General features: G+C 54.8%; 16 protein-coding genes. 11 read left to right on the top strand and 5 right to left on the bottom strand.

Annotated features, from left to right (window positions below):
* Positions 1 to 24 precede the first annotated feature (24 nt).
* The 3 genes from EL294_RS05020 to ftsE are packed head-to-tail and all read right to left on the bottom strand — an operon-like array spanning position 25 to position 3,076.
* The gene (locus EL294_RS05020; RefSeq protein WP_232006453.1) at positions 25 to 1,476 is read right to left on the bottom strand and encodes a M23 family metallopeptidase; all 1,452 of its coding nucleotides are present in this window, start codon (positions 1,474 to 1,476) and stop codon (positions 25 to 27) included.
* A 21-nt stretch (positions 1,477 to 1,497) separates the two neighbouring features.
* Positions 1,498 to 2,403, bottom strand: a complete 906-nt coding sequence (gene ftsX / locus EL294_RS05025; protein WP_126465592.1) for a permease-like cell division protein FtsX — start codon at positions 2,401 to 2,403, stop codon at positions 1,498 to 1,500.
* Entirely contained in the window at positions 2,390 to 3,076 is a 687-nt protein-coding gene (ftsE, locus tag EL294_RS05030; protein WP_126465593.1) for a cell division ATP-binding protein FtsE, read from the bottom strand. The genes ftsX and ftsE overlap by 14 nt, the downstream gene beginning before the upstream one ends.
* 79 nt (positions 3,077 to 3,155) lie before the next feature.
* Here ftsE and EL294_RS05035 point away from each other — a divergent pair, with 79 nt between their 5' ends.
* Positions 3,156 to 3,716 carry a 5-formyltetrahydrofolate cyclo-ligase gene (locus tag EL294_RS05035; protein WP_164715234.1) on the top strand — a complete coding sequence of 187 codons (561 nt, stop codon included), beginning with the start codon at positions 3,156 to 3,158 and terminating at the stop codon, positions 3,714 to 3,716.
* Here the strand turns inward: EL294_RS05035 and larB are convergent.
* On the bottom strand, positions 3,698 to 4,378 hold the full coding sequence (larB, locus tag EL294_RS05040; protein WP_126465595.1) for a nickel pincer cofactor biosynthesis protein LarB: 681 nt from the start codon (positions 4,376 to 4,378) through the stop codon (positions 3,698 to 3,700). The genes EL294_RS05035 and larB overlap by 19 nt on opposite strands.
* A gap of 115 nt (positions 4,379 to 4,493) precedes the next feature.
* On the opposite strand from larB, the gene EL294_RS05045 reads away from it, so the two are divergent.
* From EL294_RS05045 to EL294_RS05090, 10 genes are all read left to right on the top strand, one after another.
* Positions 4,494 to 5,252, top strand: coding sequence for an ABC transporter ATP-binding protein (locus EL294_RS05045; RefSeq protein ID WP_232006454.1), 759 nt, complete (start codon positions 4,494 to 4,496; stop codon positions 5,250 to 5,252).
* Positions 5,249 to 6,856, top strand: a complete 1,608-nt coding sequence (locus EL294_RS05050; protein ID WP_126465596.1) for a COG1361 S-layer family protein — start codon at positions 5,249 to 5,251, stop codon at positions 6,854 to 6,856. The genes EL294_RS05045 and EL294_RS05050 overlap by 4 nt, the downstream gene beginning before the upstream one ends.
* The gene (locus tag EL294_RS05055) at positions 6,856 to 8,157 is read left to right on the top strand and encodes an ABC transporter permease (RefSeq protein ID WP_126465597.1); all 1,302 of its coding nucleotides are present in this window, start codon (positions 6,856 to 6,858) and stop codon (positions 8,155 to 8,157) included. The genes EL294_RS05050 and EL294_RS05055 overlap by 1 nt, the downstream gene beginning before the upstream one ends.
* Before the next feature lie 133 nt (positions 8,158 to 8,290).
* Entirely contained in the window at positions 8,291 to 9,088 is a 798-nt protein-coding gene (locus EL294_RS05060; RefSeq protein ID WP_126465598.1) for a rhodanese-like domain-containing protein, read from the top strand.
* Positions 9,089 to 9,136: 48 nt separating this feature from the next.
* A complete protein-coding gene (locus EL294_RS05065; RefSeq protein ID WP_164715235.1) occupies positions 9,137 to 9,871 on the top strand; it encodes a TIGR04282 family arsenosugar biosynthesis glycosyltransferase in 735 nt (244 codons plus the stop codon).
* A complete protein-coding gene (locus EL294_RS05070) occupies positions 9,868 to 10,560 on the top strand; it encodes a TVP38/TMEM64 family protein (protein WP_126465600.1) in 693 nt (230 codons plus the stop codon). Before EL294_RS05065 ends, EL294_RS05070 begins: the two co-directional genes overlap by 4 nt.
* Positions 10,532 to 11,203, top strand: a complete 672-nt coding sequence (locus EL294_RS05075; RefSeq protein ID WP_164715236.1) for a TVP38/TMEM64 family protein — start codon at positions 10,532 to 10,534, stop codon at positions 11,201 to 11,203. The genes EL294_RS05070 and EL294_RS05075 overlap by 29 nt, the downstream gene beginning before the upstream one ends.
* Positions 11,200 to 11,859 (top strand): TIGR04283 family arsenosugar biosynthesis glycosyltransferase, encoded by a 660-nt coding sequence (locus tag EL294_RS05080; protein ID WP_232006455.1) that lies wholly within the window; start codon positions 11,200 to 11,202, stop codon positions 11,857 to 11,859. Before EL294_RS05075 ends, EL294_RS05080 begins: the two co-directional genes overlap by 4 nt.
* The gene (locus EL294_RS05085; protein WP_126465603.1) at positions 11,859 to 12,812 is read left to right on the top strand and encodes a heterodisulfide reductase-related iron-sulfur binding cluster; all 954 of its coding nucleotides are present in this window, start codon (positions 11,859 to 11,861) and stop codon (positions 12,810 to 12,812) included. The genes EL294_RS05080 and EL294_RS05085 overlap by 1 nt, the downstream gene beginning before the upstream one ends.
* On the top strand, positions 12,796 to 13,203 hold the full coding sequence (locus EL294_RS05090; RefSeq protein WP_126465604.1) for a C-GCAxxG-C-C family protein: 408 nt from the start codon (positions 12,796 to 12,798) through the stop codon (positions 13,201 to 13,203). Before EL294_RS05085 ends, EL294_RS05090 begins: the two co-directional genes overlap by 17 nt.
* A 56-nt stretch (positions 13,204 to 13,259) precedes the next feature.
* On the opposite strand, the gene EL294_RS05095 is transcribed toward EL294_RS05090, so the two are convergent.
* The gene (locus EL294_RS05095) at positions 13,260 to 13,613 is read right to left on the bottom strand and encodes an FMN-binding protein (protein ID WP_126465605.1); all 354 of its coding nucleotides are present in this window, start codon (positions 13,611 to 13,613) and stop codon (positions 13,260 to 13,262) included.
* Positions 13,614 to 13,647 lie beyond the last annotated feature (34 nt).

Here is a 13,647-nt window from a genome sequence, read left to right on the forward strand (position 1 = left end):
TTCCTTATCGATTCAACTCGTTATTTATAGATAGTTAAGGGGATCGCGGACCACGCCGCCGACGCGCACTTCGAAGTGCAGGTGGGGACCGGTGCTCATGCCGGTGCTGCCCACATAGGCGATGGTTTCGCCGCCGGATACGGTCTGTCCGACATGGACGGCACGGGAGGAGAGGTGGGCGTAGACGGTCACTTTGGAGCCGTGGTCCACCATCACGCAGTTGCCATAGCCGCTCATAAAGCGGGAGGCGATGACGGTGCCGGATGCCGCGCTCACCACCGGGGTGCCGGAAGGCGCGGGGATATCGATGCCGGTGTGCATCTTTTTATACCCGAGAATCGGGTGGGTCCGATAGCCGAACGGCGAGCTGACGCGGTGATGTCCCGGTACGGGCCAGTACAGATCGCCCTTCGGCGCTTCGGGTTCGGCGACGATGCCGTTGGATACGACCGCGTCTTCCGCCGGGGCGACAGGCCGGGGCGTGTAGGTCTTTTTCACCGGCGCCGGCGTACGAACCGTCTCGGCTTCGGTTTTCGATCCTGTAGTCGCAACGGATTCGCTGCGTACGGGCGCTTCGGCTTCTACGGAAGCAGAAGGCGTCTGCTCACTTTGTGCCGTTTGCTCACTTTGTGCCGTCGCGTTCTGTTGGTTCTTTGCCTTTTGGCGCTCCGCCTTCGCCGCTTCTTTCGCAGCGTTTTGCCGCGCTACGCGGGCCGCTTCTTCTTCTCTCGCCTTTTGGATCGAATACTCCAGATTGGCGATCTTCGATTCAATGGCATCGGATTCGCGCAGCATTTGGTCGTACTGTGCTTCGTAGGCGGAGAGGTTTCCGATCAGGCCGTTCATATAAGTAGTCTTTTGCGCATTCGCACTTTCGAGGCTGGCACGTTGTTGTTGCACTTGCTGCTGTTTTGCGGCGAGTTCTTGTTCCTGTTGTGCCAGAATGGCCTGCTTTTCTTCGATTTCCTGGACCTTAGCGGTGATTTCATCGACCAGTTCGCGGTCGCTCTTCGCGATGGAACGGATCATGCGCGCATTGCCGATCAGCGATTCCGCATCGGCGGAGTCCAGCAAAATATCTAAGTATCCTCGATCGTTGGCGATATACATGGCGCGGAGCCGTTTTGCGTAGAACTCTTTTTTCTCTGCCAATTCTTGTTTGGCGGCTTCGAGCTCTTCCTTCGTCTTTTGAATCTCGGCCTTGAGTTGTGCCATCTCGCCGTTGAGTCGGTCCAATTCCACATTGGCCTGACTGATGCGGGCGTCGATGGCGCGAATCTCGGCTTCTACACTGCTGACAGCGCCTCGGGTCGATTGAATCTTCGAGCGAGCATCGGACATTTCCGATTGGATGGCATTTTTTTGCTGAATGGCTTCCGACTTTTGTGCTTCCAGACCGGCGGCAAAAGCCGGTTCCGATGCCAAGAGCAAGAGTGCCAGAGTCGCTGAAAGCTTCTTTCTGTGATTCGCGTCCAAATTCATCCTCCTCATTCGTTCCTATACGTCCAAATAGCGCTTTAGGGAAATGGAACTGCCCAAGAGCCCAATGCCCACGCCAATACAAGCGAAAATGATGCCCATATCCCGAATCATCAGCTTCGGGGGGATCAGTCGCATACCCAACAAAACATTTAATTTATCGTTAAACAGGCCGTACAACGCATCGTAGCCGAAGTAGACCACCGCCAGGGCGATGGCGCCGGCGATCACGCCGAAAATCAGTCCTTCCAAAAGGAGGGGCCGGCGGATATATCCGTTGCTGGCACCGATATATTTCATAATCTGAATCTCGTGGCTGCGGATCGAAAGCGTCGACTTTACCGTATTGTGGATCAATACGATGGCGACGACGAGCAAAATGCCGACGATCACAAATCCGACGACGCGGACCCAATCGTTCATCTGCACGATCTTTCCGATCAGCTCGTTTAAGTAATCAACCTGGTATACACCGGGCATATCCTGTAGGCTGGCCGAGACGGCCTTTGCCTCTTTGATGTCGCTGATCCGAAGAGTGAGCGACGCCGGCAGCGGGTTTTCTTCCATGCCGTCGAGGAAATACGAGTCGTTTTCCAATTCCATATTCTTGGAAAACTTCTTCCACGCCTCTTCCTTCGATACGTACTCGATATCGCGAACGTATCCGGTGGATTCCGCCTGGACGACGATGTTTTGCACATCCTCTTCCGTGGCGTTGGTATTTAAGTAGACCACGACTTTGTCGACCTTTTTCTCCGTTTCATTGACGAGGCCCGTCATATTCAGGATCAAAAGCGCCACCACGCCGAACAGGACCAACACCGCGGTAATGGAGATCACCGACAACAGGCTCATGCCCTTGTTGCGAAAGATGCTTTGAAAGGCTTCCTTGACATTGTTCAACAGTTGCCTAATAAATCGCATCGTAACCTCCTACATTCACGTCGCTGATAATGCGTCCGTTTTCGAGGGTGATCACGCGCCGTCGCAGGTGATTTACGATGTTTCTGGCGTGTGTCGCCATAATCACCGTGGCGCCGTCTTCGTTGATCCGCTGCAGCGTCTGCATTACGGTCATCGCCGTCTGAAAGTCCAGATTCCCGGTGGGCTCGTCGCAGACGAGGACCGGCGGCTTGTTGACGATAGCGCGCGCAATCGCAAGGCGCTGCCCTTCCCCGCCGGAAAGCTCCCGCGGGTAGCTGTTGCGCTTATCGGAGAGACCTACGAGTTCCAATACTTCGGGCACCCGCTTTTTAATCGTCCGTCCGCTTTCTCCTACGATCTCTAGGGCATAAGCCACATTTTCATAGGCGGTCTTTTTCGGCAAAAGGCGAAAGTCCTGGAAGACCACGCCCACCTGCCGCCGCAATTTGGGTATATACCATGGAGCGAGATTCGTGATGTCTCTGTTGTTTATATAGATCTTTCCCCGCGTGACGTCTTCTTCGCAGATGAGCAGCTTAATCAGCGTGCTCTTGCCGGCGCCCGAAGGGCCGACGAAAAAGACGAATTCACCGTAGGGGATTTCTAAATTGATGTCCATTAAGGCCTGTACGCCGTTTTTGTACTCCTTATAGACATTTCGAAACGTGATCAACGGTACACCTCATTCCATACAAGATCTAATTTATTATAGTATAAGTTACAAAGATATGAAAGCGCGGGAGGCAATTGCAATGAAAAAGACATATTTTCGTAATACATTCAAAGAAATTCGTAAGAACATTCCCGAAAACGAACGCAAACGGCGTTCCGAAACCATTTTTAATCGGCTCTGCGCCTTGAAACGGTATCGGAACGCCGAACGCATTTTCTTGTTCGTCTCTTTTGGCACCGAAGTGGAGACCCTTTCGTGGATCCCCGCCCTATTAAAGGAAAAGAAAGTCTATATCCCCTACACCGATGCCGCCAATCACACCATGCAAATGACCGAAATCTACGATGCCTGCGAATTGGAGAAGGACGCCATGGGCATCTACGCCTTACCGCCGGTTCTCGCATCGGCGCGATTGCGCGATGCAGCGGACCTTATCTTGACGCCGGGCCTCGCCTTCGACCGCGAAGGGCATCGCCTGGGGTACGGCGGCGGCTACTATGATCGCTTTTTTCAAAGCCATGGCGGTTTTCGGCTGGGCATCGGCTTTTCGGAGCAGCTGACGGACGCGCTGCCCGCCGATCCCCATGATCTGCCCCTCCACGCATTTTTGTCGGAGTCGGACTATTTGCGCTTTTCATAGATCGCTTTTACGATCTGGGCCGCCATATAGGCCGCGCCGAAGCCATTGTCGATATTGACCGCGGCGATTCCTTCGGCGCAACTGTTTAACATGCTAAGGAGTGCCGCCATGCCCTGAAAGGAAGCGCCGTAGCCCACCGAGGTAGGCACCGCGATCACGGGAATGTCGACCAATCCCGCCGTAACGGAGGGAAGCGCCCCGTCCATGCCGGCACAGACGACGGCGCAGTCGGCGGCGCGGATCGCCTCGAGTACGTCGAACAAACGGTGAATCCCCGCCACGCCGACGTCGTAATAGGATTTTGCGCCGATCCCGAAGTAGGCGAGGGTGCGCATACATTCCTCCGCCACGGCGACATCGGCCGTGCCTGCCGTAATCACCGCCACTTCCCCGACGACATCGCGCTTTCCCCCGGCCATCGCCGTACGCGAGACGGGATCGTAGTCGAGTGCGATGCCCATATCGTGTAAGGCCGAAAAGCGATCGGCGCTTAAGCGCGTGATCAGTACTTCTTTTTCTTCCGCATATATTTTTTGCACGACCTCCCGCAGATGTGCGATTTCCTTTCCTTCCCCGAAGACCACTTCCGGGAAGCACCGCCGTTTTTTTCGTTGTAGATCGGGGCGGCTGTAAATTCTCTCGGGTTTTTTTTTCATTCCCATAGATTCCCTTCTGTTTTGTTACATTTTCTTACAATTGTTAAGATCTCTTTAACAACCGAGAAGGGCTCGAAGGCAACCGTTGCCTGTGATATAATGGCGCGGAGGATGTGATGCTTTGGAACCCTTTATTAAAATTCGAAATTTATATCGAGTCTACCATATGGGAACGGAAAAAGTCTACGCACTCCGCGGCGTAGATTTGGACATCGAGCGCGAAGAGATTCTGTGTCTGTTGGGCACATCCGGCAGCGGAAAGTCGACCCTTCTCAATATGATGGCCGGACTCGACCGCCCGTCCAAAGGCGAAATCGTGATCAATTCCAAAATACATATGGAAAAGCTCTCCGAAGAAAAACTGACGCGGTTTCGCCAACTAAATGTAGGCTTTGTATTTCAGGCCTACAATCTGATTCCCACCTTGACCGCCGTAGAAAACGTCAGCCTGGGACTGATCTTTAAGGGCGTTCCTAAAAAGGAGCGAGAAGAAAAGGCAATCGCCATCCTCGAACGGGTGGGGCTGGGCGATCGCATTCACCACAAGCCCAAGGAGATGAGCGGCGGGCAACAACAGAGGGTTTCCATCGCCCGCGCCTTTGTGGATACCCCGCCGATTCTCTTTGCCGACGAGCCCACGGGCAATCTGGATACAAAGACGTCGATGGAGATCATGGAGATGATGCGGGATCTGGCGCGGGAGCACAAGCAGACTCTGATTATCGTCACCCACGACTTGGAGACAGCGGTCTATGCCAATCGCGTGGTGGAACTGAGAGACGGCCGCATCGTACGAGATGAAACCCAATCGGTAATGGAAAAGGCGAAAGAGTTGGATCTGTTGCCGGAACATTTGGTCAACCAAGAGGAGCAATTATGAAAAAACGATACATACTGGCGCTGGCTTCGGCCATAGTGTTTACGCAGACAATACCTCCCGTCGCCTTTGCATCGGAGACGACGGGAGAAATTCCGCCGCCGAAGGTGGAATCCGAAAGCCACGCACCGATTTCGATCCTCGACTTTACCGATGTCCGCTGGCCGGAATCCGTTCCCAAAAACAAAGACATCCCCGTCAATTTTTCGATCAAAAACAGCGGAAACGGCGCCGCAAAAAATATCGTCATCCGGGCGATCTCACAGGATCTCGAACATCTCGTCCCGAAATCCGTAAGCCAGGTGAATGCGAAGCACTACGAGCCGGGACAAAAAGAAAGTTATTCCTTCTCGTTCCGCCTAAACGCCGATGCGCCGCAGAAAAACTATGCGGTAAAGCTCTCCCTCGCCTATGTCGACATTAACACCAATGAGGTGCACGAAAGCAGCCAAGTCATCACCTTGCGTCCCGACGGCGGCGCATCCTCTGCCAATGGCGGTAGCGCCCCCGGCGCGGCACCCGGCGGCGGAATGGAGATGCCCGGAGACGTGTCCTCCGTCCCCTCCTTCTCCGGCGGAGGCGGAGGCGGCGGCGCCATGCCCGACTTCTCGGGCGCCGATTTGGGTCCGTCGCTTCCCGTCACGGGAACGGGCGATACGCCCCAGGGACAGGCACCCACCGGCGCCAATACGCCAAAGATCATTATCGACGATTATTCCTATGACCCCGTTCACGTCAAGGCGGGCGTGCCCTTCTCCCTCCACTTCCGGGTATTCAACACAAATCGCAAAAAGACCGTACGCAATATTCGCGTATCCCTTTCCGCCGATGCGGCAGAGCCCATGTCCCTGCCCGGTGCGGAGGGCGGTGCGGCCGCGGCGGCCCAGACGCCACCGGTCGAGGCAGCCGGCGGCGGCAGCGCCTTTATCCCCGTCGGCAGCAGCAATACCTTCCATATCGAAAAGATTTCGCCGAGAAAACACGCCGCCAAGGAAATCACCCTCACCACCGCGCCCAATACGGCGGCGCGCACCTACACCATCACCGCCACCTTTGAGTACGAAGACGGCGACGGCAATCCCTACACCTCCTCCGAGGTGATCGGGATTCCGGTCGAGCAGAGTTCCGAAATCACCCCGGGCGATGTAACCGTCGACAAGGACGGATTTGTCGACGAAGCGATGCCCCTTTCCATGGAATTTTACAATACGGGCAAATCTCCCGTGTCCAATGTGATGGTGAAAATGCGCGGCAATTTCGAGGCGGACACCAATACCTATTTTGCCGGCACCGTAGCCGCCGGCGCGAGCGAAACCTACGACGTCAACATCACCCCCACCGCAGAAGGCGAACAAAAGGGCGAGATCGTCCTCACCTTCGACGACGCGTCCGGCCAAAAGCAGGAGATCGTAAAGCCCTTCACCGTAAACGTACAGGGACCCGATGCGGCGGCAGAAGACGACGAAGCGAACGGCCAAGATGACCGCCCCGCCTGGGCGGTGCCTGCAGCGCTCCTCGCCGTCGCCGCCATCGCCGGCGGGGTCGGGGTCTATGTCGTCAAAAAGCGCAAATCCAAAAACGACGATGAAGGGGATCTGAGCATATAATGAGCCTCCGCGACCTCTTATCCATGGCGAAGAAAAACCTCCTGGCGAGAAAGCTTCGCACCGGCCTCACCCTATTAGGCGTGGTGATCGGCTGCGTATCCATTATTATTATGATGAGCTTCGGCTACGGCATGGAGGACAACAACCGCCGCATGATCGAAGGATTCGGCGACGTGAAGAATATCGACGTCCTGCCCGGCGAAGAGAGCACCGGCGGTGCCAAGCGCTTGACCGCGGCATCGATCAAAGAACTGGAGAAGATCTCCCACGTCACGGACGTCAGCCCCGTATACCAGAATTCCTTCAAGATGCAGTACAAGAAATTCCAGAACGACTTCGGGCAAATTACCGCCCTCGATAAAAAGACCATGGAGCTCTACGGCTGGAAGATCGATACCGGCTCCAAATTCTCCGGCGACGGCAAGGGACAAATCCTCTTCGGCAAGGACGCCGCACGACAATTCTATAACCCCGACAAGATCCAAGAACCGGAGTTCGACGAAGAGGGCAAGCCCATCGAATTGCCGCCTCCCTTCGACGCGGCGGGAAAAGAGTTGGAAATCGCCGCCATGGATCCTTCGAGTATGGGCGGCGAAGCCCTGCCCGGCACGCCCGTCGCCAACTACAAAGTCGTCGGCGTCCTCGAAGAAACCAAAAAGATGGACTACGACATGGGCATTTTTATGACCATCGAGGGGTATAGCGAACTCATGAGCAAGCTGGCGATGGAAAAGCCCTCCAAGACCAATTTCGATAATCTGCGGGTGCGGATCGACGATATGAAAAACGCCGAAAGCGTATCCAACGAAATCAAACAGCTGGGGTATAAGCCCCAGGGCATGATCGAGATCATTAAGGATCTAAACCAGAGCATGGCGGTGGTCAACGGCATTTTCGCCGGCATCGGCTCCATCTCCTTTATCGTCGCGGCCATCGGGATCGCCAATACCATGATTATGTCCATCTACGAGCGCACCCGCGAAATCGGCGTAATGAAAGTCATCGGCGCCTCCATTCGCGACATCCAAAAGCTCTTTTTGGTCGAAGCGGGGATGATCGGGCTGATCGGCGGCGTCTTCGGCGTCCTCACCAGCCTATTGCTGAGCCTTATATTTAACGCTCTGGGCAACCAATTCGCCGCATCCCAAGGCGCCACCGAGACGATCACCTTCTCCCGCATTCCCTTTTGGCTGGTCCTCGTCGGCCTGGGATTCTCTACCCTGGTCGGCGTACTCGCCGGCTACTTCCCCGCCAAGCGCGCCATGAATCTTTCAGCGCTGGATGCCATCCGTTCTGAGTAAGATATAGATGGGGATCGCAAGTTTGTGTTTCTATATAGGAATTTTCGATGACAGATATTCGATTTTTCGATCTTTTTCTATTTAGATCTGTTACAATATTGTAAGTGTAAAGATTTCAAAGGAGGAAATACTTATGAATAAGAAAATTAATGTAGCTGCCCTCGCCCTGGTACTCGCCATGGGTCTCACCGCTTGCGGTCAAGGCAACGCACCGGCAAACAACACCGCCAACACCGCTAACAACACGGCAACCACCAACCAAGCTGCCAACACCGCAGCAGAAGGCGACAAGGCCGATGGAGCTACCGAAACCGCCGAAGTCAAGGAAATGAAGGGCGAAGAACTCGACAAGATCGAAGAAGACGCCAAAGAAAAAGACAAGTATCTCGTCATCGACGTACGCAGTGAAGACGAATACAACGAAGGCCACGTAAAACACGCCATCAACATGCCCATCGACGAATTTGAAAGCCATATCTCCGAACTCGAAGATATGAAAGACAGCGACATCGTCACCATCTGCAACTCCGGCAAGAAGAGCGGAGAAGCCGCCAAGATGCTCGTAGAAAAGGGCTTCACCAAAGTCCACAACGCACAAGGCGTAAAGGACTTTGAATACACCACCATGAGCAAAGTAGAAAACGTACGCGGTGCCGAATTCCAAAAGCTGGTCGACTCCGATAAGTACACCGTCATCGACGCGCGCGACGCCAAGGACTTCGAAAAATCTACCTTCGAAGGCGCAATCAATGTGACTCCCGACGAATTCGACGCGAAATATGCAGAACTCCCGACGGACAAACCTTTCGCAGTATTCTGCAACACCGGTAACCGCTCCTACGAAATCGCAGAAAAGCTCGTGGAAAAGAACCACGAAGCCATCAACGCGATCGAAGGTACCAAAGAATACGACGGCTTCAACTTGAAGTAAAAAAATTGCCTTGTCGGAAGCGACAAGGCTTTTTTTATGAGCGCATTTATGAAAAAAACCATTATATTTTTTGCCCGCACCCCCGCCCTGGGCTGTGGCAAAAAGCGATTGCGCAGGGACATTAGCGACGAGGCGGCGTGTGCGATCAGTCGCGTCTTATACGACGACATCTTAAACGTCCTCGCCGCCTATCCTGCCGAACTCGTCCTCTATTACGACGGGCCCGCGCCGGAGGTGGCCCATCGAAGCGCACCGCAAACGGGTACGGACCTCGGGACGCGTATGGGCGCTGCACTCAAACAGGAGACACAAGACGGACCTGCCATCCTCTTGGGTTCGGATCTGATCGGTATCGACGCCTCCTTGCTCGACGCCGCCTTTGATGCCCTCAAGACCCACGACTGCGTCCTCGCCCCTTCGGAAGACGGAGGCTACGGCATCATCGGCATGCGCAAATACATCGACCTCTTTTCCGGCATCGCCTATAGCCGGTCCGACGTATTCGACAATACCGTAAAAAAAGCGCGACGGCAGGATGCCACTGTGGGCGTGGTCGATACGATTCGCGACATCGACGACATCTATGATCTGGTGCGGGAATATACCGGCGCCCCCGTCATTCGCGAACAGCGCCAAGGCGACGTACGTACTTTTATTACAGGCGATGGGCGCGCGCTTCGCATCGCCACGGATCCCGGCGCTCTCGAGGGATCGATCCTCCCCCCTCAGACGATGATGCCCTTTTATCACGTCCTCGAACCCATTCCTAAGGAGATGAAATGAAAAAACCGAGTAAAAAACTAATCACCGTGGGCGTAATTCTCGCTAGCCTGCTCGCCTATCTCTTGATTCCCTCCGTAAACGCGGGCATCAACCGCGCAGTGAAAGTCCTCACCACCGAGGGCATTGAAGGCATTGCCGCCTATATTCGCAGCTTCGGCGTCTATGCCGTCATCGTATCTTTCCTCTTGATGATCTTGCAATCGCTGATTTCGCCGATCCCCGCCTTTTTTATCACCTTGGCAAACTCCGCCATCTTCGGCTGGGTAAACGGCGCCATTTTGTCCTGGACCTCCTCGATGGCCGGGGCCGCCATGTGCTTTTATATCTCCCGCATCCTGGGTCGCGACGTGGCGGAACGCTTTACCGGCAGCGGCATGCTGGAGACCGTCGATAAATTCTTCGAAGACTATGGCAAATTCGCCATCTTGATCGCGCGCCTATTGCCCTTCATGTCCTTCGACCTAGTGAGCTACGCCGCCGGCCTGACCTCTATGTCCTTTGTGCACTTCTTTATCGCCACGGGGCTCGGACAGCTTCCCGCCACCATCGTATACTCCTATGTGGGCGGATCGCTGACCGGCGGCGCACAAAAGTTGATGACCGGTCTTTTGATTCTGTTTGCGGCCTCCATCGCCATCTATGTCATTAAAAGGATCTATAATGAAAAGCACGGAAAACAAGACGCTTAAATCCATAGGAAAACTGGCCCTGATCGCACTTATCGTCGGCGGGGCTTTTTTCCTATTCCGCGATTATTTTACCGAAGAACGCATATCCGCCATGCTCCGACAAGGCGGCGTGTGGGCGCCGGTGATCTACGTGACGCTGTGGGCGGTGCTGCCGGTGTTTTTGTTCCCGGTGCCGCTACTGGTGATGCCGGCGGGCTATCTGTTCGGCCTCGCTCACGGCGTCGTCTACACACTGATCGGTTGCTGCTTAAACATTACGCTGATGTACTTTCTCGCCGCAAAGCTCGCCCGCGAGCCGATTCTCGACATCGTCGAGAGAAAGAGCTCCGAGAAGGTCAAGAAGGTTTTCTTCAGCCCCGGCGGTAAGAGCCAAACGGTGTTTTTTATCTTTCGGCTGATCCCTTTGATCTCATACAATCTGATCAACTATATGGCGGGCATCTTGGAGATCGCCTTTCTCCCGTATCTTTTCTTTAGTCTGATCGGCATCACGCCGGGCATCTTCGCCTTTATCTATTTGGGCGAATCGATCCACGACCCGACGTCGCCGGAATTTCTGCGTGCCATGCTCTTTATGCTGCTTTTGACCGCCGCCTCTCTCGTCCTCTTAAAACTCTACCAGAAGAGACGAGGCGAATCATGATCTCGATCGTCATTCCCGTGTATAACGAGCTGACGCGTATCGATGCCTTTCAGGCGCGCTTAGAGGCGTTCGCGGGCGAAAAGGAGATCCTCTTTTCCGACGGCTTCAGCACCGACGGCAGCTATGAAAAAATTCGACTGCCGAAGATTCAAAAAGCGAAGGGCCGCGGCGCGCAGCTGAAGGCGGCCGCTGAGGAGGTGCACGGCGAGTACCTGTGGTTTCTCCACGCCGACTCCATTCCCCATCCGGACAGCCCAGAGGCGATCGCATCTTCCGGCGCGGACTGGGGCTGCTTTCGCCTCGCTTTTTTAAGCAATCGCCCGATGATGAAGGTCGTCGCGTTCCAATCGGATCAACGGGTGCGCTTTCGCCGCATCGTCTTCGGCGACCAGGGCATGTTTATCAAGCGCTCGCTGTATACGGCCATCGGCGGTTTTCGACCCATCCCCTTAATGGAAGACTATGACATCTCCATGCGCCTGAAAGCGGCGGGCCACAAACCCCATCTGCTTTCTCAAAAAATCCATACCGATGCGCGCATGTTCGAACGAAACGGCATTTGGCCCACGATTTTTCTGATGCAGAAACTGCAGCGCGCCTTCCGCCGCGGCGCGTCTGCCAAAGAACTCAACCGAATCTACAGGAGGCAATCATAATGATCGAGTACGCAAAGCGCGAATGCATTCACTGCAAGCGCTGCACAAAACTATGTCCTTTCCTGTCCCATTACGAGATCGATTTATCGGAATTTGCAGGACGCGAGGAGCTGGCGGGGGAATGTTATCTCTGCGACAACTGTAAGCGCGCCTGCCCCAAGGATATCTCGGGCCGGGAGATTTCGATGGAATTTCGTAAGGCATCTCCCCTGCCCCATCGGCTGGTGCGCTTTCAAAAAGATCCCTATCTCTTCCGAAATCTGCAGAAGAACAATACAAAAGATCTCCTCTTTCTGGGTTGCAATTATCCCGGCGTATTTCCGATGACAGTGCGCAAACTCGTGGAGATCTGTGCCGAACGGGGCGTGGATTTTTCCGTCGACTGCTGCAGAAAACCCATCGCCGATACCGGCTATCCGCTTTCTACAGATTCCATGTTTCAAAATCTCCGCGACCGGGGGATCGAACGGCTTATCTGTTGCTGCCCGAACTGCTATAATACCTTACAAGGCCGCTCGGAAATCGAGGTGATCTCGATTTATCGCTATCTCGACGAAGAAGGGCTTTTAACGCCCATTGGCCGCGAAGGTCTGCCCGTCTATATCCCCTGCGGCGATCGGGAGCACAGGGACTTCTATGCGGCGATCGAACCCTATCTGACGGCGCCGCGCTTTCCCTACGAATCCCTCCACTGCTGCGGATTGGGCGGCGGCGCGGCAAAGCGCAATGCGGCCGTGGCCAACGCGGTGCGGGAGAATTTTATCGCTCGGAATCGCGAAGTCGAAGAGATCTGGACCTACTGCGCCAGCTGCGCCATCGCGTTTCAAGGGTACGGCCTCGAACATATCGTAAACTTTCTTTCGGTATTTTTGGGCGTCGACGAATCCCCCTCCCCCCGTTACTTCAAGAATGTCATTTCCATGAAAGGAGTATCCCATGCATCCTTACGTTGAATCCGAATTGCAAAAAGGCAAAAACTGCGCCCAAATCGTACTGGGCCGCTTCTCCGAAACCTACGGACTCGACCGCGAGACGGCCCTGCGTATCGCCTCCCCCTTCGGGAGCGGCCGCTTTCAAGGCGATACCTGCGGCTGCATCGCCGGCGGCACGCTGGTATTGGGCCTCGCCTTCGGAACAAAGGACGATGCCTTTCAAGCAAAAAAGCAGCTGGAATTCGAGCGTCGCTTTGCCGATCGCTGCGGCGCCACGGTCTGCCGCGACTTGTTGGGCCACGACCTCTCTCAAGACGTCGCCCTGGAAGCGGCAATGGCGGACGGAAGCATTCAGCGCATCTGTCCCGGCTGTATGAGCGCGGCGATCGAGATTTTGGAAGAAATGCTGTAATTTTATCATTGCATACAAAAAAGCGGATGCCGTGCATCCGCTTTTTATATGCCTGCTTATTTTGCTTCCGAAAGGGCCGCGTCGACCGCCGACTTGATGCCGCCCGAGGTCTTGGTGGCGCCGGAGACGCCGTCGATATCGGTAGATCCCTTTTTGACGATGGCGCCGGGTAAGGTGTCCAACGCATCTTGTGCCTGGGGAATCTTATCCACAGATTCGCCGTGGTTTAAGATCTGAATATCGGAGAGCTTGCCGTCGGCGACGGTCACTTCGACCTTTATGGGGTTTTCGGGGTCGTAGCCGGGCGCTTCTCCCGTATAGGTGCCGTCCTTGTAGATGGCGCCGTTTCCACATGCCGCCAGAGTGAAAGCCAAAAGCGCCGTAGCGCCGAGGGCTGCCATTTTTTTCATAGATATGTCCTTTCGATATATGTTTCCATAAAGT

This window comes from Aedoeadaptatus ivorii (assembly GCF_900638585.1).
Lineage (GTDB): Bacteria > Bacillota > Clostridia > Tissierellales > Peptoniphilaceae > Aedoeadaptatus > Aedoeadaptatus ivorii.

Bases quoted from the DNA above. Each gene is read 5' to 3' on its own strand.
- EL294_RS05085 (WP_126465603.1), top strand. From the start codon at position 11,859: ATGATCGAGTACGCAAAGCGCGAATGCATTCACTGCAAGCGCTGCACA.
- EL294_RS05060 (WP_126465598.1), top strand. From the start codon at position 8,291: ATGAATAAGAAAATTAATGTAGCTGCCCTCGCCCTGGTACTCGCCATG.
- EL294_RS05095 (WP_126465605.1), bottom strand. From the start codon at position 13,613: ATGAAAAAAATGGCAGCCCTCGGCGCTACGGCGCTTTTGGCTTTCACT.
- EL294_RS05090 (WP_126465604.1), top strand. From the start codon at position 12,796: ATGCATCCTTACGTTGAATCCGAATTGCAAAAAGGCAAAAACTGCGCC.
- EL294_RS05075 (WP_164715236.1), top strand. From the start codon at position 10,532: ATGAAAAGCACGGAAAACAAGACGCTTAAATCCATAGGAAAACTGGCC.
- EL294_RS05050 (WP_126465596.1), top strand. From the start codon at position 5,249: ATGAAAAAACGATACATACTGGCGCTGGCTTCGGCCATAGTGTTTACG.
- ftsX (WP_126465592.1), bottom strand. From the start codon at position 2,403: ATGCGATTTATTAGGCAACTGTTGAACAATGTCAAGGAAGCCTTTCAA.
- EL294_RS05070 (WP_126465600.1), top strand. From the start codon at position 9,868: ATGAAAAAACCGAGTAAAAAACTAATCACCGTGGGCGTAATTCTCGCT.
- EL294_RS05065 (WP_164715235.1), top strand. From the start codon at position 9,137: ATGAAAAAAACCATTATATTTTTTGCCCGCACCCCCGCCCTGGGCTGT.
- larB (WP_126465595.1), bottom strand. From the start codon at position 4,378: ATGGGAATGAAAAAAAAACCCGAGAGAATTTACAGCCGCCCCGATCTA.
- EL294_RS05080 (WP_232006455.1), top strand. From the start codon at position 11,200: ATGATCTCGATCGTCATTCCCGTGTATAACGAGCTGACGCGTATCGAT.
- EL294_RS05035 (WP_164715234.1), top strand. From the start codon at position 3,156: ATGAAAAAGACATATTTTCGTAATACATTCAAAGAAATTCGTAAGAAC.
- EL294_RS05055 (WP_126465597.1), top strand. From the start codon at position 6,856: ATGAGCCTCCGCGACCTCTTATCCATGGCGAAGAAAAACCTCCTGGCG.